This is a genomic window from Gilliamella apicola, assembly GCF_003202915.1.
GTDB lineage: Bacteria > Pseudomonadota > Gammaproteobacteria > Enterobacterales > Orbaceae > Gilliamella > Gilliamella apicola_Q.
Genome location: NZ_QGLP01000003.1, coordinates 130426 through 150110 on the forward strand (window position 1 = coordinate 130426; position 19685 = coordinate 150110).

The 19685-nt window shown below is 35.8% G+C and carries 24 protein-coding genes; 21 read left to right on the forward strand and 3 right to left on the reverse strand.

From position 1 onward, the window contains the following. The first annotated feature begins 278 nt into the window (after nucleotides 1-278). Together DKK79_RS00720 and DKK79_RS00725 are read left to right on the forward strand one after the other, a co-directional pair. Complete coding sequence (locus DKK79_RS00720; RefSeq protein WP_110422449.1) at nucleotides 279-1526, forward strand: SEL1-like repeat protein; 1248 nt, start codon at nucleotides 279-281, stop codon at nucleotides 1524-1526. Nucleotides 1527-1863: 337 nt separating this feature from the next. Further along, nucleotides 1864-2787 (forward strand): SEL1-like repeat protein, encoded by a 924-nt coding sequence (locus DKK79_RS00725; protein ID WP_110422450.1) that lies wholly within the window; start codon nucleotides 1864-1866, stop codon nucleotides 2785-2787. 75 nt (nucleotides 2788-2862) lie between these two features. On the opposite strand, the gene DKK79_RS00730 is transcribed toward DKK79_RS00725, so the two are convergent. Beyond that, nucleotides 2863-3432, reverse strand: a complete 570-nt coding sequence (locus DKK79_RS00730) for a peptidylprolyl isomerase (protein ID WP_034884095.1) — start codon at nucleotides 3430-3432, stop codon at nucleotides 2863-2865. Between the two features lie 214 nt (nucleotides 3433-3646). Here DKK79_RS00730 and DKK79_RS00735 point away from each other — a divergent pair, with 214 nt between their 5' ends. The 3 genes from DKK79_RS00735 to robA all read left to right on the forward strand — a co-directional run bounded on the left by DKK79_RS00735 (nucleotide 3647) and on the right by robA (nucleotide 6006). Next, nucleotides 3647-4318 (forward strand): phosphoribosyltransferase family protein, encoded by a 672-nt coding sequence (locus tag DKK79_RS00735; protein ID WP_034884096.1) that lies wholly within the window; start codon nucleotides 3647-3649, stop codon nucleotides 4316-4318. Between the two features lie 97 nt (nucleotides 4319-4415). Next, entirely contained in the window at nucleotides 4416-5000 is a 585-nt protein-coding gene (gene nfuA / locus DKK79_RS00740; protein ID WP_309146324.1) for a Fe-S biogenesis protein NfuA, read from the forward strand. Nucleotides 5001-5085: 85 nt separating this feature from the next. Further along, entirely contained in the window at nucleotides 5086-6006 is a 921-nt protein-coding gene (gene robA / locus DKK79_RS00745; protein ID WP_110422451.1) for an MDR efflux pump AcrAB transcriptional activator RobA, read from the forward strand. A 38-nt stretch (nucleotides 6007-6044) separates the two neighbouring features. Here the strand turns inward: robA and trpR are convergent, their stop codons facing one another. Both trpR and sltY read right to left on the reverse strand, forming a co-directional pair. Beyond that, complete coding sequence (gene trpR / locus DKK79_RS00750; protein WP_220018960.1) at nucleotides 6045-6335, reverse strand: trp operon repressor; 291 nt, start codon at nucleotides 6333-6335, stop codon at nucleotides 6045-6047. A gap of 11 nt (nucleotides 6336-6346) precedes the next feature. Further along, complete coding sequence (gene sltY / locus DKK79_RS00755) at nucleotides 6347-8287, reverse strand: murein transglycosylase (protein WP_110422453.1); 1941 nt, start codon at nucleotides 8285-8287, stop codon at nucleotides 6347-6349. A gap of 163 nt (nucleotides 8288-8450) precedes the next feature. Between sltY and iscR the strand changes: the two genes are divergently transcribed. The 16 genes from iscR to rplV all read left to right on the forward strand — a co-directional run bounded on the left by iscR (nucleotide 8451) and on the right by rplV (nucleotide 19685). Continuing rightward, entirely contained in the window at nucleotides 8451-8906 is a 456-nt protein-coding gene (gene iscR / locus DKK79_RS00760) for a Fe-S cluster assembly transcriptional regulator IscR (RefSeq protein WP_110422454.1), read from the forward strand. Nucleotides 8907-8943: 37 nt separating this feature from the next. Continuing rightward, complete coding sequence (locus tag DKK79_RS00765; protein WP_110422455.1) at nucleotides 8944-10158, forward strand: IscS subfamily cysteine desulfurase; 1215 nt, start codon at nucleotides 8944-8946, stop codon at nucleotides 10156-10158. A gap of 15 nt (nucleotides 10159-10173) precedes the next feature. Next, nucleotides 10174-10560, forward strand: coding sequence for a Fe-S cluster assembly scaffold IscU (gene iscU, locus DKK79_RS00770; protein ID WP_034884104.1), 387 nt, complete (start codon nucleotides 10174-10176; stop codon nucleotides 10558-10560). Continuing rightward, nucleotides 10560-10883, forward strand: coding sequence for an iron-sulfur cluster assembly protein IscA (iscA, locus tag DKK79_RS00775; RefSeq protein WP_065577888.1), 324 nt, complete (start codon nucleotides 10560-10562; stop codon nucleotides 10881-10883). Before iscU ends, iscA begins: the two co-directional genes overlap by 1 nt. A gap of 14 nt (nucleotides 10884-10897) precedes the next feature. Continuing rightward, a complete protein-coding gene (gene hscB / locus DKK79_RS00780; protein WP_181415207.1) occupies nucleotides 10898-11416 on the forward strand; it encodes a co-chaperone HscB in 519 nt (172 codons plus the stop codon). A gap of 38 nt (nucleotides 11417-11454) precedes the next feature. Next, nucleotides 11455-13314, forward strand: coding sequence for a Fe-S protein assembly chaperone HscA (gene hscA / locus DKK79_RS00785; protein ID WP_110422457.1), 1860 nt, complete (start codon nucleotides 11455-11457; stop codon nucleotides 13312-13314). 14 nt (nucleotides 13315-13328) lie between these two features. Further along, nucleotides 13329-13667, forward strand: a complete 339-nt coding sequence (gene fdx, locus DKK79_RS00790) for an ISC system 2Fe-2S type ferredoxin (RefSeq protein WP_034884110.1) — start codon at nucleotides 13329-13331, stop codon at nucleotides 13665-13667. 168 nt (nucleotides 13668-13835) lie between these two features. Beyond that, entirely contained in the window at nucleotides 13836-14927 is a 1092-nt protein-coding gene (locus tag DKK79_RS00795) for a PfkB family carbohydrate kinase (protein WP_110422458.1), read from the forward strand. Continuing rightward, a complete protein-coding gene (locus DKK79_RS00800) occupies nucleotides 14924-15859 on the forward strand; it encodes a pseudouridine-5'-phosphate glycosidase (protein WP_034884716.1) in 936 nt (311 codons plus the stop codon). Before DKK79_RS00795 ends, DKK79_RS00800 begins: the two co-directional genes overlap by 4 nt. A 451-nt stretch (nucleotides 15860-16310) precedes the next feature. Continuing rightward, on the forward strand, nucleotides 16311-16622 hold the full coding sequence (gene rpsJ, locus DKK79_RS00805; protein ID WP_006120582.1) for a 30S ribosomal protein S10: 312 nt from the start codon (nucleotides 16311-16313) through the stop codon (nucleotides 16620-16622). Between the two features lie 31 nt (nucleotides 16623-16653). Then, nucleotides 16654-17280, forward strand: coding sequence for a 50S ribosomal protein L3 (gene rplC / locus DKK79_RS00810; RefSeq protein WP_034884715.1), 627 nt, complete (start codon nucleotides 16654-16656; stop codon nucleotides 17278-17280). 16 nt (nucleotides 17281-17296) lie between these two features. After that, complete coding sequence (gene rplD / locus DKK79_RS00815) at nucleotides 17297-17899, forward strand: 50S ribosomal protein L4 (RefSeq protein WP_034902381.1); 603 nt, start codon at nucleotides 17297-17299, stop codon at nucleotides 17897-17899. After that, nucleotides 17896-18198: a 50S ribosomal protein L23 gene (gene rplW, locus DKK79_RS00820; protein ID WP_034885052.1), complete on the forward strand. Its 303-nt coding sequence runs from the start codon at nucleotides 17896-17898 to the stop codon at nucleotides 18196-18198. Before rplD ends, rplW begins: the two co-directional genes overlap by 4 nt. An 18-nt stretch (nucleotides 18199-18216) precedes the next feature. Beyond that, entirely contained in the window at nucleotides 18217-19041 is an 825-nt protein-coding gene (rplB, locus tag DKK79_RS00825; RefSeq protein WP_065561019.1) for a 50S ribosomal protein L2, read from the forward strand. A 19-nt stretch (nucleotides 19042-19060) separates the two neighbouring features. Continuing rightward, the gene (gene rpsS / locus DKK79_RS00830; protein ID WP_024496505.1) at nucleotides 19061-19339 is read left to right on the forward strand and encodes a 30S ribosomal protein S19; all 279 of its coding nucleotides are present in this window, start codon (nucleotides 19061-19063) and stop codon (nucleotides 19337-19339) included. A gap of 13 nt (nucleotides 19340-19352) precedes the next feature. Continuing rightward, on the forward strand, nucleotides 19353-19685 hold the full coding sequence (gene rplV / locus DKK79_RS00835) for a 50S ribosomal protein L22 (RefSeq protein ID WP_034884235.1): 333 nt from the start codon (nucleotides 19353-19355) through the stop codon (nucleotides 19683-19685).

A 19685-nucleotide genomic window follows, 5' to 3' on the forward strand; every position in this document is an offset into this window, starting at 1 on the left:
AAAACATTTTAAATCACCGTTTTTCACAAAAAGCATTCTACGAGTGCTTTTTCTATTTTCCCTTAAGATCAAAAATGAGTTGAGGTATTTTTAATCTTAATCAAAATAGCCATTCTATTAATGATTTTTTCTGAAAAACTAGATATAGTTTTCTTTGATTTTTTATAAAAATCCTATTAATAATTTGTATAAATTTCCTAAATATATTGATAGTTAATATCCATAAAATAACATTTAAAAAGCATAAATAAGTTTTCGTAGTGAATATAAGGAAAATCATGAAAAAAGGATTATTAGTCATATTATCAGTCTTATTTTCTTCTGCAGTTTATGCCAATCCATGCAAAATATATTGGTCTGTGGGAAATTATGTAAAAGCCTTTACGCCATGTAAAGAAGATGCTGAACAAGGGTATGCCGAAGCCCAATATATTTTAGCGATTATGTATGATGAAGGTGAAGGCATTGAGCAAGATAAACAAAAGGCGGTGTATTGGTATACAAAAGCAGCAGAACGAGGTTATCTTGATGCCCAATTAAAATTAGCGGTTATGTATGATGATGAAGATGGTGCCGAGCAAGATAAACAAAAAGCGGTATATTGGTATACAAAAGCCTCGGAGAAAGGACATTCCGGTGCACAAAACAATTTAGGGGTTAAGTATGATAAAGGTAATGGTGTAAAACAAGATAAACAAACAGCAGTTTTTTGGTTTACTAAAGCGGCACGACAAGGTGATTCTAACGCCCAAAAAAATTTAGGAAATATGTATTATAAAGGTGAAGGAATAGAACAAGATAAACAACAAACTGTATTTTGGTATGAGAAAGCAGGCGAACAAGGTGATGTTAATGCCCAATATAATTTAGCGGTTATGTATAGTAACGGTGATGGAGTAGAGCCAGATAAACAAAAGGCGTTTTATTGGTATACAAAAGCAGCGGAAAATGGATATTCCAGTGCACAAAATAATTTAGCGGTTATGTATTATGGCGGTGATGGAATAGAGCCAGATAAACAAAAGGCGGTATATTGGTTTACAAAAGCGGCGGAGCAAGGTGTTCCCCAAGCACAATATAATTCAGCAGTTATGTATGATGAGGGTGATGGAATAGAGCCAGATAAACAAAAGGCGTTTTATTGGTATACAAAAGCAGCGGAGCAAGGTCATTCTCGTGCACAATACAATCTAGCGTTTATGTATAATAAAGATGATGGCATAGAGCCAGATAAACAAAAGGTAATATATTGGTATACAAAAGCAGCGGAGAAGGGACATCCCGAAGCACAAAACAATTTAGCGGGTATGTATAAACGAGGTGATGGCGTAGAACAAGATAAAGAAAAAGCTGTAAATTTATATACTAAAGCCGCTGAGCAAGGTCATTTTACCGCACAATATAATTTAGCGGTTATGTATGATAAAGGTGATGGCGTTGAGCAAAACAAATCATTAGCTAAAGAGTATTTCAAACAGTCTTGTGAGCAGAGTTTTGAAATAGCTTGTGATGAACTAAAAAAATAATCCTAATATTTGATGAAAAACCACCTTAAATCACTAAGGTGGTTTGTTTGGAATGTTTATTCATTTTAGAGCAACTTATTGTTTATCTTAAATAAATGTTGCTTTGTTATATGTCATTGGTTCAATGGGATCATTTTGATGTGGTCACATATGTTAATTTGATTAGTCACAATCTTATCCACAATCTCTCTTTTTTACTGAGGTTGTCCATAATACAATAACTTCATTTTTAGTGATCGGTAATTAAGAAGTTAATACTAATGATTATCTTGTTACATACGTTTATATATAATGTCTAAAAAAATTAATATCTCTTTTAATCTGTATAGGAAATACAATGAAAAAACTGTTATGTTTTGGGCTATTAGTCCTGTGTTCTTTTTCAAGTTATGCAAGTCAATGTAAAACAGAATTTGAACGAAAAAAGTATAAAGAAGCGTTTGATATATGTGCCCAAGAAGCAGAAAAAGGGTATGCTGATGCTCAAACTTATTTGGGACTTATGTATTATAATGGTCAAGGAATAGAAAAAAATAAACAAAAAGGTATTTTTTTGTTAACTAAAGCAGCAGAACAAGGTTCAACTGAAGCTCAAAATAATTTAGCAAGTTTATATTATGAAGGTAATGGAGTAGAACTAGATAAACAAAAAGCAGTTTTCTGGTTTACTAAAGCTGCGGAGAAAAACGATATAGAAGCACAATTCAATTTAGCTCTTTTGTATTATTATGGTGAAGGAGTTAAACAAGATACACAAAAAGCTATTTTTTGGTATACGGCAGCAGCAGAACAGGGTTTAGCTGAAGCTCAAAATAATTTAGCAGCGATGTATTATCAAGGTGAAGGTATTGAGCAAGATATACAAAAATCGATATTTTGGTTATTAAAAGCGGCAGAACAAGGTTTAGCTGAAGCTCAAAATAATTTAGCTGTTAGGTATCGTAACGGTGATGGAATAGAGCAAGATACACAAAAAACTATTTTTTGGTATACAAAAGCAGCAGAGCAAGGTTATCTTGATGCACAATACGATTTAGCGAATATATATTTTAATGGTGAAGGGGTTACAAAAGATAAACAAGCAGCAGCATTTTGGTTTACTAAAGCTGCAAAACAGAATTACTTAGAGGCTCAATACAAGTTAGCACTAATGTATGATAAAGGCGATGGTGTTGAACAAAATGAATCTTTAGCTAAAGCGTATTATAAACAAGCTTGTAATGCCGGTCTTGAAATGGCTTGTAATAAATTAAAAAAATAATCCTATGATTTAATAAAAAACCACCTTAAATCACTAAGGTGGTTTGCTTGAAGTGTTTATTCATTCTAGAACAACTTATTGTTTATCTTCAATTACTGTTGCTTTTTTAATATAAATTGGTTCAACAGGCACATTTTGATGTGGCCCTACGCGTTTGGTTGGTACATTCACAATGTTATCAACGATGTCCATTCCTTTAGTAACTTTGCCAAAAACAGCATAACCATATTTTTGCGGACTTTGGTAGTTAAGAGAATCATTATTTACAACATTTATGAAGAATTGGCTAGTTGCACTATTGATTGCATTAGTTCTTGCCATTGCGATAGTTCCGCGATCATTTTTCAAACCGTTATCAGCTTCATTTTTGATTGGTTGTTTAGTCTCTTTGAATTTTAATTGATCATCAGCACCACCACCTTGAATCATAAATCCAGGAATGACACGATGGAAGGTTAGGTTTTCATAGTAACCGCTATTGACATACTCAAGAAAGTTTTTTGTGGTAATTGGAGCAAGTTGGCTATCTAACTCAACTTCAATATCGCCCATACTGGTTTGTATTAAAACTTTAGTATCAGCCAAAGTGATGGTAGAAAAAAGGCTTAATAATAGCCCTATGAATAACAGTTTGATTTTTTTCATTTTATAATTCCTTATTATTATATTGCCGGCAAATTATACCGAATATTGATTTAATTGAAATCATTAATATGAAAAATTATCTAAAATTTTGTTTGGCAGATCGCAATACTTTTCTAAATGATAAAAAAATAATTTTTATTCTCTATAATTCAGAATGTTAGTAAGATTGTATTTTATTAGATGGCTATTTTTTGATGCTGAATGAAGAATTGTTATGCGATGTATTTTATGTAATATGCCTTTAATGTTATCTCACCATGGGATTTGTAGTGAGTGTGTTAAAAATTTGCCAAAGCTTAATAAGGTTTGCCATAGATGTTGCCTTCCTCATTCATTAACAACTAAAGAATGCTACCGATGTCGTGAAAAGAGCCCTTATTGGGATGAAATGGTTGCCGTGACAGAATATATTGAACCATTAAAAAATTTAATCCATCATTTAAAATTTCATAAAAAGGTAGAGTTAACTAATGCGTTAGCCAGATTAATGTTTTTAGCATGGTATCAACGTCGATTGATCGATAGTCTCGCTAAACCTGATATAGTGACTTGTGTCCCTTTACACCATTTTCGTTATTGGTTTAGAGGTTTTAATCAAGCGGCATTATTAGCTAAACCAATAGCTAGGTGGTTAAAGCGGGATTTTCAACCGCATCTGTTATCAAGAAAACTAGCCGCACGTGATCAGAAGAGCCTATCACTCAAGCAGCGAATGAGTAATGTAAAAACACTTTTTAGGTGTCACTCTGATTTAACTAATCAATCGGTAATGCTTATTGATGATATCGTTACTACCGGAAATACGGTAAATGTCATTAGCCAGCAATTAAAAGAGCGTGGAGCAACCTATGTGCAGGTCGTTTGTTTGTGTCGTACAGTCTTGTAAAATCCAAAACACTCCCTATAATAACCAAGAAAGTTAGTCAACTATTATCGATTGAGAATCGCTACAATTAATATCAATCGTGTCTAAGTGAGGGATTATGTCTATTATTACCATTTCTGAATCAGCTCAACAACATTTTAAAAAATTGCTTGCTAATCAGCCTGATGGTACTCAAATTCGGGTTTTTGTAATTAATCCTGGTACACCATCTGCTGAATGTGGGGTATCTTATTGCCCTGTGGATACTATTGAAGATAATGATATTGAAGAAGAACAACAAGCCGGTTTTTCTGTTTATATTGATGAGATTAGTGCTCCTTTTTTAGAAGAAACCGTGATTGATTATGTCACTGATGAATTAGGTTCACAATTAACCTTAAAAGCACCTAATTCAAAAATGAGAAGAGTTGCTGATGATGCTCCGTTAATTGAACGAGTCAATTATGTTATTCAAGCCCAAGTAAATCCTCAGTTAGCTAGTCATGGCGGTCATGTAAGCTTGGTGGAATTGACTGAAGATAATTATGCAATATTACAATTTGGCGGTGGTTGTAATGGTTGTTCAATGGTTGATTTTACTCTAAAAGAGGGAATTGAAAAACAGTTGCTCGCCGAATTCCCTGAATTGGCAGGTGTTAAAGATATTACCGAACATCAAGCTGGAAGCCATTCTTATTGTTAAAAAATTTTCGATTTAAACCTTGCTTATTGCTAGGATTAAGTCATAATCGCATGATGTCTGCCAATTCACTTTATGATGGGGTTTTATGAATCAAGTTAGTATTATTTCAGATCTTATCGTTTGGATTGAAAAAAATTTGGAGCAGCCTTTATCTATTGATAATGTTGCTCAAAAATCAGGTTATTCAAAGTGGCATTTACAACGGATGTTTAAAGAAGTAACAGGACAAGTACTTGGTACTTATATTCGTCACCGCAGATTAACTTATGCGGCATTATCTTTGCGAATGACAAGTAAACCTATTTTAGATATTGCTATGCAATATCGTTTTGATTCACAACAAACTTTTACCCGATCTTTTAAAAAGCAATTTAATGAAACACCTGCAAGCTATCGTCGCGGTGAACTTTGGGATCCAACCGGCTTAACCCCTGCCATTGAATTAAATAAAAATCGGCTTTCTTTACCTGAACCTAAATTTGTTAATATGCCTAAGCAAACCTTTTGGGGAATTTCATATAAGAACAATTGTAATTTGAGCCAAATCTTAGATGAAGAAAATAAATTACGATCACAATTTTTTCATAATTATCTATCTCATTATGAGCATAATAGTAACAGTTTGCCAGACAAAATCTTTGCTTTTAGTCGTATTTTAAAAAGTAAAGATAATGCTAATGAACAAGAACTTTTATATACAATTGCTTTAGAGCACAATAATAATCTTGAGCATATTGAACCAATTGTTAATGAAGGTGGTTTATATCTTTGTTTTAAATATATCGGTTCGCTAGAAAATTTCAGTGATTTTATTTCTCAAGTCCATTTAGCTGCAATGCCAGCATTGAAAGTTCGGTTACGCACCTCAAGCTGTTTAATTGAGATTCATCATAATCATCATGATGATACGATTAAATGTTTTAAAGATATTCATACTATGGAATGCGATTATTGTGTTCCTGTGGTTGCAGATGATGAAGTCAATATCCAGTCAAACTTGTTATAGTCTACTTTAACTAGTTTTTATAAATATTGACTATTATTTTATTTATCTGATTTCAATAGAATGTTTTCCAACCACACTTTAAATTCTGGTGTTGCTTCCTTTAAACTATTTGATCCTCGGGTGACAGTGGCAATACCGATTTTTAGTTGATCTTTAAGTTGGCGCTGATTAATTGAACCGTCAAGTAATGAGCGCACAATTTTGACTCTTGTGATTAAAGCATCACGTTCATCGGCTGTCATAAGTAGTTTTAATATATCTAATGAATAGCCGTTATTAAAAGCTTGGTGTAATATTTCAACCGTTTGGTTCCATTCTTTAGTTTTCATGTAATGTACCATTAGTATTGTCTATTAAATTCGTTTTTTGTCAGTATATGAGGTTTCTTTTCACCTAAAATTTGCTGATAAATATGGTCATATACTAAAACACTTTTGACATAGTTTCGGGTTTCATTAAAAGGAATACTTTCAATAAATGCGACGGCATCAAGTTTTCCATTACTATTATTCAACCATTTTTTTACTCGGTTTGGGCCGGCATTATAGGCTGCAGAAGATAAAATACGATTATTGTCATTTTGTAAATAAACGTTGTTTAGATAATAAGTGCCTAAATGTACATTAGTTATTGGCTCTAATAGTTGTTTAGGTGAATAATAGGTAATATTGTTGACCTTTTTGGCTGTATCTTTAGCGGTTGCTGGCATTAATTGCATTAAACCACTGGCACCAACAGGAGATTTTACTGTAGTGTCAAATGCACTTTCTTGCCGTGTAATAGCTAAAGCATAAGATAATGGGATCGCTTTATCTTTTAAAGCGTCATTATATAAGTTTTTGTACATGATAGGTAGCCGTTCTGTCCAATTATCCCATAATTTGCCAGATATTGTTGCTTGAATACTAAGATCGCCCCAACCTTTATGATAAGCATATTTAGCTAAATCTAAATATTCGCTTTTTTGTGTTTGGTTATTTAGTCTATAGCGCCACTCTTGTTTTGATTCAGCTAATAGACCTAAAAATCTCAACTCTTTAATTCTAATAACAAATGGTTGTTGGTCATATTTGTTTTTTAAAGAACTTAGTTCGCCAGTTGGTAGTTTTTTAGATAAATTATTAATTTTGTAAGGTTGATTGAGTGTTTGAGCACTAACCATTCCATAAAAACCACGTTTATTGGCTAACGATTTTAGGATTTTCTTTGCTTCATTGGTTTTCTTGTTATTGAGTAATACTCGTGCATGCCAGTATTGCCACTCTTCTTTTAATTGGTCTTCTGGGGATAATTGTGTTATCCAATACGCAATGTCTTGGTATTTATTGGCATCAATAGCTAAACGAATACGTTTTTCAACTAATGGGGTGTCATGACTTTTGGCTAGATAATTATCTCGCCATTTGCTTTGTTCTTTTGTCACAGAATCACTAAAATAGCTATTCGCTAAGCTACTTTGTAATCTATTCTGCTCTTCATCAGTTAAATTCTGTTTTTTAATCAGTTGAGGTAGCAATGCTGCCGCAAAATTTTTGTCTGCTTTGACTAAGCGAGGGTAAGATGCTAACACAATTTTTTTCGTAAAGGTGCTAGTATTAATATTTTGCGAAAATTGTTCAAGTTTGCGTGGATCATTAAAAACGGCTAGCAAATAGTTTTTGGTGGTTTGATAATTATCATCTAATAAACTGGTTAAATGACGTGCTAGTTTTACATTATTGTTTTCAAGAGCAAGTTCAATACGTAACAAAATAAGATTTGACGTGCGTTTTCCATTTTTTGACCATATATCTAATAATGGATCACAGTCTGAAGGTAACTCATTTCCCGTTAACCATAGGGATTCGACATTGTCTAACGCCGATTTATCATTATTATATTGTAATTTGGCATATTGATATCGACAATTAGCGATAATGGAATTGTCTTTAGGGAAAGAGATAATTGCGTTCCAATCTTGACGATTAGTTAGTTCTGTCAAATAAGCTTGGGTTAACGATGAAGTTAACGGAAAGTCATCATATTTTTTTACAAATTCACTCACTGATTGTGGTGATACCTTTTTAATATTAGTTTGAAAAAATTGTACAGCAGCATAAGGGTAAAGTGGGTAATTCTTCAATTGTTTTAGTAATGCCTGTTGTTCATCAAAACTTAATGATTGATAAGTGTTTTGCCATTTTTGATAATTTTGTCGCCAATCATTTTGCGATGGGTCTGCAAATACACTATTTGCTAATAAAGTACTTAATATCAAACACCAACGTATTACTAAATTCATTGCTTAACTCCTTTATCAAATCAGCTTAATAGATTAGCATATTTGCTTATATTTCGTCGATGAAGAACTAATAACTTAATTCCCACTAAAATAGTCAAGTAAATACTTGACTAAAATTGAAGGATATATAAAATATTGACTATTAAATATAGGGGAATGAGTAATGAAATTGACATCAAAAGGGCGTTATGCAGTTACAGCTATGTTAGATGTAGCTTTGCATTCAGCATCTGGCCCTGTATCACTTGCTGATATTTCTGAACGTCAGGAAATCTCACTATCTTATTTAGAACAACTATTTTCTCGATTGCGTAAAAATGGTTTAGTTTCGAGTGTTAGAGGTCCTGGTGGCGGTTATGTACTTGGTCGTAGTATGGATCAAATTGCGATTAGTTCAATTGTTAAAGCGGTTAATGAAACAGTTCACGCAACCAAGTGCCATGGACATACTGGATGTCAAAAAGGTGTAAGATGCCTTACTCATAGTTTATGGAATGATTTAAGTGAACGAATCAATGATTTTTTGACCAGTATCACTTTAAGCGAATTAGTTAATCACCAAGAAGTGAGAACCGTAGCTGATCGACAAAGTCATCTCCACCACAACAGAATCAACTAAAGAAATAAAATACAGAATTTGTAATTGGGAGTAATTAATGAAATTGCCTATCTATATGGATTATGCAGCCACCACCCCTGTAGATCCAAGAGTAGCGGAAAAAATGATGCAATATTTAACATCGGATGGTGTTTTTGGTAATCCCGCTTCACGTTCCCATAAATTTGGTTGGCAAGCAGAAGAAGCTGTTGACATAGCACGTAACCAAATCGCTGATTTAATTGGTGCCGATTCACGTGAGATTGTTTTTACATCAGGCGCGACAGAAGCTGATAACTTAGCCATTAAAGGGGCCGCACATTTTAATCATGCTAAAGGTAAACATATTATTACCTGCAAAACGGAACATAAAGCTGTTCTTGATACTTGTCGTCAATTAGAACGAGAAGGCTATGAGGTAACTTATTTAGCGCCTGAATCTGATGGTATTATTGACCTTGATAAACTTGCCGCGGCGATGCGTAGTGATACAACTGTGGTATCGATTATGCATGTTAATAATGAAACCGGCGTTATTCAAGATATCGAAAAAATCGGTGAGATGTGCCGTGAAAGAGGTATTGTATTTCATGTTGATGCAACCCAGAGCGTCGGTAAGTTACCGATTGATCTGTCTAAATTAAAAGTCGATCTAATGTCATTTTCTGGCCATAAGATTTATGGACCAAAAGGAATTGGCGGACTTTATGTTAGGCGTAAACCACGCGTGCGTATTGAAGCGCAAATGCATGGCGGTGGACATGAACGTGGTATGCGTTCTGGTACGCTACCGGTTCATCAAATCGTAGGTATGGGTGAAGCTTATCGCTTAGCTAAAGAAGAAATGGCTACCGAAATGCCGCGTCTTTTGGCTTTAAAAAACCGTTTATGGAATGGTTTAAAAGATATCGAAGAAGTTTATCTTAATGGTTCTTTAGAACATAGTGTCCCTAATATATTAAATGTAAGCTTCGCTTATATTGAAGGTGAATCACTTATGATGGCTTTAAAAGATTTAGCTGTATCGTCAGGTTCAGCATGTACATCTGCAAGTTTAGAACCATCTTATGTATTACGAGCATTAGGACTTAACGATGAACTAGCACATAGCTCAATTCGATTCTCATTTGGACGATTTAGTACCGAAGAGGAAGTCGATTATGTGATTAAGTTAATTAAAGATTCTATCGGTAAATTAAGAGAGCTTTCACCACTTTGGGAAATGTTTAAAGATGGTGTTGATTTAACTAAGATTAAGTGGTCAGCCCATTAAAATTAGGAGCAAGTTATGGCATACAGTGAAAAAGTCGTTGATCATTATGAAAACCCGCGCAATGTTGGTTCTTTCGACCAGAATGATCCGAATGTTGGTAGTGGAATGGTTGGAGCGCCAGCGTGTGGTGATGTAATGCGATTGCAAATCAAAGTTAATGATGATGGCATTATTGAAGATGCCAAATTTAAAACTTATGGCTGCGGTAGTGCAATTGCCTCAAGTTCATTAGTGACTGAGTGGATTAAAGGTAAATCATTAGATGAAGCTGAAGCAATCAAAAATACTGATATAGCAAAAGAATTAGCTTTACCTCCGGTTAAAATTCATTGTTCAATTTTAGCTGAAGACGCCATCAAAGCAGCAATTGATGACTATAAAACCAAAAAAGGACAACGTTAATGGCAATTACATTAACTGATAGCGCAGCAAATCGAGTTCAGGCCTTTTTAGCTAACAGAGGTAAAGGTGTTGGGCTTCGCTTAGGTGTTAAAACTTCTGGCTGTTCTGGAATGGCTTATGTATTAGAATTTGCTGATATTATTAATGATGATGATAGTGTTTTTGAAGATAAAGATGTCAAAGTTATCGTTGACAAAAAGAGCTTAGTTTATATTGATGGAACAGAGCTTGATTTTGTCAAAGAAGGTCTAAATGAAGGCTTTAAATTCAATAACCCTAACGCTAGCAATGAATGTGGTTGTGGCGAAAGCTTTAATGTTTAATTAGGATATGAATTGTGACTAATTATTTTGAACTATTTCAATTACCGATTAAATTGCCAATTGATAGTGGTCAGTTAACGGTCAACTATCAACAATTGCAACGGCAATATCATCCTGATAATTTTGCTCAGGCAACTGATAATGAAAAAGTGTCAATTATTCAAAAATCGGCAATGATCAATGATGGTTATCAAACGCTAAAAAATCCGATAAAAGCGGCTGAATATTTGTTATCTTTACAAGGTTTTGATGTCGCTACCGAACAAAATATTATTCACGATGCCGATTTTTTAATGGAACAATTTAGTTTGCGAGAAAAATTGGACGATATTGAAAACCAAAATAATGTTGAACTTTTAGATGATTTTCATTCTGAAATTTCACAACGAAAAAAACAGGTCTATCAACAATTATTGGACTATATTTCACAACAAAATTGGCAAGCCGCACTTAATCAAATCTATAAAATCCGCTATCTGGCTAGGTTGATTGAACAGATCGAAAAGTTACAAGAAAAGCAATTTGCTTTATAATTTAAGATTAAGTAACACATCAATTAGAGATAGATCAAATGGTATTATTACAGATTAGTGAACCAGGACAAACACCAGAACCTCATCAGCGTCGTGTGGCTATTGGCATTGATCTTGGCACAACTAATTCTTTAGTCGCGACCGTGCGCAGTGGAAAATGCGAAGTTTTGCTTAATTTAGAAGGCGATGCTTTATTACCTTCAGTTGTGCATTATGGTGTTGACCATGATGATAATACGATTATAACTGTTGGTAAAAATGCTAAAATCAATGCGGCAAGCGATCCATTAAATACTGTTAGTTCAATAAAACGCTTAATGGGTAGAAGTTTATCTGATATTGATCTTACTCGTTTCCCTTATACTTTTTCACAGACTGATAATGGTGTACCTTTATTAAATTTACCTAATCAACAGGTTAATCCTATACAAGTTTCATCTGAAATTTTGATTGCTTTAGCCGATCGCGCTAAGCTGAGCTTAGGAAGTGAAATTGATGGGGCGGTAATAACCGTACCAGCCTATTTTGATGATGCGCAAAGGCAAGCAACTAAAGATGCGGCTAAATTAGCTGGACTGTACGTTTTAAGATTATTGAATGAACCAACCGCTGCCGCAATCGCTTATGGTTTAGATTCAGGCAAAGAAGGTGTGATTGCTGTTTATGATTTAGGTGGTGGTACGTTTGATATCTCTATTTTGCGCTTACATAAAGGAGTGTTCGAAGTTTTAGCAACCGGTGGCGATTCAGCCCTTGGCGGTGATGATTTTGACCAACTGCTAGCGGATTATTTAAAAAAACAATTAGGTTTAGAAAACAATACAGATCCCCATATAAACCAAAAAATTATCGATGAAGCGGTTAAAATCAAAATTGTACTAAGTCAGCAAGATTCTGCTTTAGTTAATATAGAAGGGCAGTCTTTAACAATAACTCGTAAACAATTTGAAGACTTAATTGAACCTTTAGTTAAACGAACATTGGCAGTTTGTCGCCGAGCATTGAAAGATGCGCAAATTGATTTTGATGAAGTTAGTGAAGTTGTGATGGTCGGTGGTTCAACCCGAGTGCCATTAGTAAGACAATTAGTTGGTCGTTATTTCAAAACTGAACCTTTAACCTCGATTGATCCAGATAAAGTTGTTGCCATTGGTGCCGCAATACAGGCGGATATACTGGTTGGCAATAAACCTGATTCAGACATGTTATTGCTAGATGTTATACCTTTATCTTTAGGCATTGAAACAATGGGGGAATTAGTTGAAAAAATTATTCCTCGTAATAGCACCATTCCATGCGCTAGAGCACAAGAGTTTACCACATTTAAAGATGGCCAAACGGCGATGATGATTCATGTTTTACAAGGTGAACGTGAAAGCGTTGTTGATTGCCGATCATTAGCAAAATTTACTTTAAGAGGTATTCCGCCTATGCCTGCAGGTGGTGCGCATATTCGAGTTACTTTTCAAGTCGATGCTGATGGTTTATTGAGTGTCACGGCGATGGAAAAATCGACCGGGGTTGAGGCTGCAATACAAGTTAAACCATCTTATGGACTAACCGAAAATGAAATTGCAACCATGATTCAAGATTCAATCAATTATGCAAATCAAGATAAACAAATAAGAATGCTTGCTGAGCAGAAGGTGGAAGCGGCTAGAGTACTTGAAACATTGCAAACCGCTTTAGATAAAGATGCCGATTTATTAGATGAAGAGGAACTTAATCTCATCTTAAAAGCTAAACATCAATTACGGCAAGCCACTGAATCTAATGATTGTTCTTTGATTGAGCAGCAAATAAAGATTATTGATAACGCAACACAAACCTTTGCTGCTAAACGTATGAATAGATCAATACGTGATGCCTTAACTGGGCATAGCGTTGATGATATTTAACCAATGAGATTATTATGCCAAAAATTACCTTTTTACCAAATGCCGATCTTTGCCCTGAAGGAAAAACTGTAGAGGCAGAAGAAGGCGAATCCATTTTAGAAGTTGCTTTGCGCAATGACATCGAAATAGAACATGCTTGTGAAATGTCTTGTGCATGTTCAACTTGTCATTGTATTGTTCGAAAAGGATTTGACTCACTTGAAGAAAGTGATGAACAAGAAGATGATATGCTAGATAAAGCTTGGGGCGTTGAACCACATAGTCGTTTGAGTTGCCAAGCTCGAGTAGCCGATGAAGATCTTGAAGTCGAAATTCCAAGATATAGCCTTAATCACGCCAAAGAAGATCATTAATCAGTCGCCTTTATGGCGACATAATTTTGTTTAAAAACCTCATCTCTCAACTTTTTCTTGTGATAATTATCACATTTCAGCTATCAAGTGTACTTGCTTGCTTTTAACTTGGTCATGATTCTGCTATAGTCAAAGACTAAACATGTGCTTAAAAATAAACAGGTGTTTATGAATCAAAGAGAAAAGCAGATCCTTACGATTATTCGCCAAGATCCTTTCATTCAACAACATGTAATTGCTGAAATGTTAGGCATTACCCGTTCAAGTGTAGCAGGTTACATAATGACATTGACTCAAAAAGGTTACATAAAAGGCAAAGGTTATCTTTTATCTGAAAATAATCATGTGGTTGTCGTTGGCTCTTGTAATATGGATGTTACTGGATATTCAGATAAAAAATTGGTTTATCAAGATTCTAACCCCGGTAAAATTCGTTGTACACCTGGTGGTGTGGGGCGAAATATAGCTGAAAATTTAGCGCTTTTAGGACTTGATACCTATCTTGTTTCAATGATTGGTGATGATTTTTATGGTGCTCAGCTTATTGAACATACTCGAAAAGCGGGTGTTAATATGGATCATTGCCATGTGATAAATGGCGATTCTACTTCAACCTACCTCTCTCTGCTTGATCAATCAGGCGAAATGGTGATTGCTATTAATGATATGGATATTATTAACAAGCTAACGCCAAGTTTATTAAATGAATCCAAACAGCTAATTCAACATGCTAAATTACTAATTATTGACTGTAATTTACAACAAGATGCATTGACTTGGTTGTTTAACAATGCTGGAACAGTACCTATTTTTGTTGATACGGTATCTGCATTTAAATCTCACAAGATTAAAAATTGGTTGTCATATATTCATACTTTAAAACCTAATCGACTAGAGGCAGAGATTTTAAGTGGGATAAAAATCACGACCAATGATGATATTCCTAAAGTAGTTGACTGGTTCCATCAGCAAGGCGTGCAACGGATCGCAATTAGTGCTGGGGCTGATGGTGTTTATTATAGTGAAATCAATGGTGACCGTGGTTGGTCTGCCCCAATTCCAACAGATATTATCAGTGTTACTGGCGCTGGAGATGCTATGCTGGCAGGACTGGTACAAGGTTATTTGGATGGGCTTAGCTTTTATCAAAGTGTGAGATTTGGCCAAGCTTGTTCAGCATTAACATTATCATCTGAATTCACTAATAATCCTAATTTATCAATTAATTGTGTTCAAAATATTTTGGAGTCCCTTTCATGAACAATGTGTCTAAATATAATCAATATCTTGATATTTCACCTGAAGTTAAACAAGCGCTTGAAAATAATCAACCGGTTGTGGCTTTAGAATCTACCATTATTTCACATGGCATGCCTTATCCACAAAATGTTGAAACAGCATTAAAAGTAGAAGAAATTGTCAGACAAAATGGCGCGATACCTGCCACTATTGCGGTAATTAATGGTCGTTTAAAAGCGGGTTTGTCAAAAGAAGAGATAACGATTCTGGGTAAAGAAGGATTAAATGTAACTAAAGTGAGTCGTCGAGATTTACCAGTAGTTGTTGCCAATAAACAAAATGGTGCAACTACTGTCGCTGCAACCATGATTATCGCTGAATTAGCTGGTATACGTGTGTTTGCAACTGGTGGATTAGGAGGTGTTCATCGTGGGGCAGAACATACATTTGATATTTCTGCCGATCTTCAAGAACTTGCCAATACCAGTGTTGCCGTTGTTTGCGCTGGTGCTAAATCAATTTTAGACTTAGGCTTAACTATGGAATATCTAGAAACATTTGGCGTTCCTGTGGTTGGTTATCAAACTGAAAAACTACCGTCATTCTTTAGTCGAACTAGCCCATTTGATGTTAGTGTTAAACTAGATAGTGCAAAACAGATAGCTGAAATGATTAAAGTAAAATGGGATTTAGGCTTAAATGGTGGAGTCGTGGTTGCTAATCCTATTCCAACACAATATGCAATGGATGAAGAGTTAATTTCAGCAGCAATTGAAAAAGCCTTAAAAGAATCAGTTGAGCAAGGAATTAAAGGTAAAGAAACTACCCCATTCTTGTTAGCTAAAGTGGTTGAGTTAACCGGTGGTGATAGTTTAGAAGCAAATATTAATCTTGTCTTTAATAATGCAAAATTAGCTTCTGAAATTGCGATGAGTTATTGCAATATTAAATAACAGTAATGTATTGAGTCATATAGTCACTTAAGTGGTTAAACTTAAGTGACTGATGATACTCTCAATATCTAGATTTCGAAAAAATATCTATATTATATATATCAAAGAAGCTCAGTAATCGACTACCTTTAATGGCAAAATAGTCTAATTAAAAAAACTCCATTTCTTAATTTTTTTTGCAACTATCAATTATCAGATTTTCTCTATCTATATGATAATTAATACTTGATGTTAATTAACTATCAGGGTATAATCCCGCCACTTTGTTTATTGTCTTTATGTAAGCAAATGCGTAAGAAGATATAATCTTTATGTAAAAATATTGAATTATATCAACAACATTCCCGATTTGGGAATTACGAAAAGAACGGATTACACTCTCCTGTCAATCGAAACAGGGCAAGAGGAGTAATCTTTTGTTATAACTTTTAAATAGTGGAGCTCTGGTCTCATGTCGAACCAAAGAATCCGTATCCGGTTAAAAGCGTTTGATCATCGTTTGATTGATCAATCAACTGCTGAAATTGTAGAAACTGCGAAGCGCACAGGCGCACAAGTTCGTGGTCCTATTCCATTACCGACACGCAAAGAGCGTTTCACAGTATTGATTTCTCCGCATGTTAATAAAGATGCGCGTGATCAATATGAGATTCGTACTCATAAACGTCTAGTTGATATTGTTGAGCCAACTGAAAAAACAGTTGATGCTTTAATGCGTCTAGATCTTGCTGCCGGTGTTGATGTGCAGATCAGTTTAGGTTAATCCTAAGCTGAATGATTGAGAGGTCGAAACAATGATTGGTTTAATCGGTCGTAAAGTAGGAATGACACGAATCTTCACCGAAGAGGGTGTTTCTATTCCTGTCACCGTAGTTGAAGTTCAAAGCAACCGCATTACTCAAGTTAAAACACTTGAAAATGATGGTTATCAAGCTATTCAGGTTACTACTGGCAGCAAAAAAGCAAGCCGTGTAAACAAACCTGAAGCAGGTCATTTCGCTAAGGCTGGCGTTGAAGCTGGTCGTGGTCTATGGGAATTCCGTTTTGAAGAAGGCGAATACACTGTAGGTCAAAGCATTAACGTTGATATTTTTACAGACGTTAAAAAAGTTGATGTTACTGGAACATCTAAAGGTAAAGGTTTTGCTGGCGTAACTAAACGTTGGAATTTCCGTACTCAAGATGCTACTCATGGTAACTCTTTGGCACACCGTGGTCATGGCTCAATTGGTCAAAACCAAACTCCAGGTAAAGTGTTCAAAGGTCGTAAAATGGCAGGTCACCTAGGTAATGAACGTGTAACTGTTCAAAACTTAGATATTGTACGTGTTGATGCTGAACGTAACCTTTTATTAATTAAAGGTGCAGTACCAGGCGCAATCAATAGTGACGTAATTGTTAAACCGGCAATCAAGGCTTAACGTCGAGGAGATAGAGATGGAATTAGTAGTAAAAGACGCGCAAGCGCTTTCTGTTTCCGAAACTACCTTCGGACGTGAGTTTAATGAAGCGTTAGTTCACCAAGTAGTTGTTGCTTATGCATCTGCTGCTCGTCAAGGCTCTCGCGCACAAAAAACTCGTGCAGAAATCGCTGGTTCAGGCAAAAAACCATGGCGTCAAAAAGGCACCGGTCGTGCTCGTTCAGGTTCTATTAAGAGCCCAATCTGGCGTAGTGGTGGTGTAACATTTGCAGCAAAACCACAAGATCATAGCCAAAAAGTTAACCGTAAAATGTATCGTGGTGCATTAAAGAGTATTTTCTCTGAATTAGTGCGTCAAGAACGTTTAATCGTGGTTGAAACATTTACTGTTGAAGCACCTAAGACTAAATTATTAACTCAGAAATTAAATGATATGAACCTAAAAGATGTTCTAATCATTACCTCTGAAGTTGATGAAAATCTTTTCTTAGCAGCACGTAACTTATATAAAGTTGATGTGCGTGATGTGGCAGGTATTGATCCAGTTAGTTTGATTGCATTTGACAAAGTGGTTATCACTGTTGATGCCGTTAAACAAGTAGAGGAGATGTTAGCATGATTCGTGAAGAGCGTCTGCTTAAAGTCCTGCGAGCACCACATGTTTCTGAAAAAGCATCTATTTCAATGGAGAAAACAAATACATTAGTATTGAAAGTTGCTAAAGATGCTACTAAGAGAGAGATTAAAGCCGCAGTTGAACAACTATTTGAAGTTAAAGTAGATGACGTGAATACTCTTGTTGTTAAAGGCAAAGTAAAACGTCGTGGTCAACAAATCGGTCGCCGTAGCGACTGGAAAAAAGCTTACGTTACTTTAGCAGAAGGTCAAAACTTAGACCTTGCTGGCGTCGCTGAGTAATTCGGAGGAGTAAGAACAATGGCAGTTGTTAAGTGTAAACCTACATCTCCGGGTCGTCGCCACGTTGTTAAAGTGGTTAACCCAGAGTTGCATAAAGGTAAGCCTTATGCACCGTTGCTTGATTCAAAAAGCAAAACTGGTGGTCGCAATAATAATGGTCGTATCACTACCCGTCATATCGGTGGTGGTCATAAACAACATTATCGTATTGTCGACTTTAAGCGTAATAAAGATGGTATTCCAGCAGTTGTTGAACGTTTGGAATATGATCCGAACCGTAGTGCAAATATTGCATTGGTTCTATATAAAGACGGTGAACGTCGTTATATTTTAGCGCCTAAAGGCTTAAAAGCAGGTGATCAGATCCAATCTGGTGTTGATGCAGCGATTAAAACAGGTAACTGTTTACCGATGCGTAATATTCCAGTAGGTTCTACCGTGCATAATATTGAAATGAAACCAGGTAAAGGCGGACAACTTGCTCGCTCTGCTGGTAGTTATGTTCAAATCGTTGCGCGTGATGGTGCTTATGTAACATTACGTCTACGTTCAGGTGAAATGCGTAAAGTATTATCTGATTGCCGCGCCACTATCGGTGAAGTCGGTAACTCAGAACATATGCTTCGCGTACTAGGTAAAGCGGGTGCAACGCGTTGGCGTGGTGTTCGTCCTACTGTTCGTGGTACAGCAATGAACCCGGTAGACCATCCACATGGTGGTGGTGAAGGTCGTAACTTTGGTAAACATCCTGTGTCTCCATGGGGTCAAAAAGCCAAAGGATTGAAAACGCGCAGCAACAAACGTACTGATAAGTATATTGTTCGCCGTCGCAATAAGAAATAATTAATATAGAGGATTAGCTATGCCACGTTCTCTCAAGAAGGGTCCTTTTATTGACCTACACTTGCTGAAGAAGGTAGAGAAAGCGGTGGAAAGCGGGGACAAGAAACCAATTCGTACTTGGTCCCGTCGTTCAACGATCTTTCCTAACATGATCGGATTGACCATCGCTGTCCATAATGGTCGTCAGCACGTTCCTGTTTATGTTTCCGACGAAATGGTTGGTCATAAATTAGGTGAATTCGCGCCGACTCGTACTTATCGCGGCCACGCTGCGGATAAGAAAGCTAAGAAGAAATAAGTAGGAGAAAGAGATGGAAACAATTGCAAAGTACCGCCACGCTCGTTCTTCTGCACAAAAAGTTCGCTTAGTTGCAGATCTTGTTCGCGGTAAAAAAGTGTCTCAGGCACTTGATATTTTAACGTACACCAATAAAAAAGCGGCTGTACTTGTTAAAAAAGTATTAGAGTCTGCTATTGCTAATGCAGAGCATAACGATGGTGCTGATATTGATGATCTAAAAGTTGCGAAAATTTTCGTAGACGAAGGCCCAACCATGAAGCGTATTATGCCTCGTGCAAAAGGTCGTGCAGATCGAATTTTGAAGCGTACGAGTCACATCACCGTGATCGTCTCAGATCGCTAG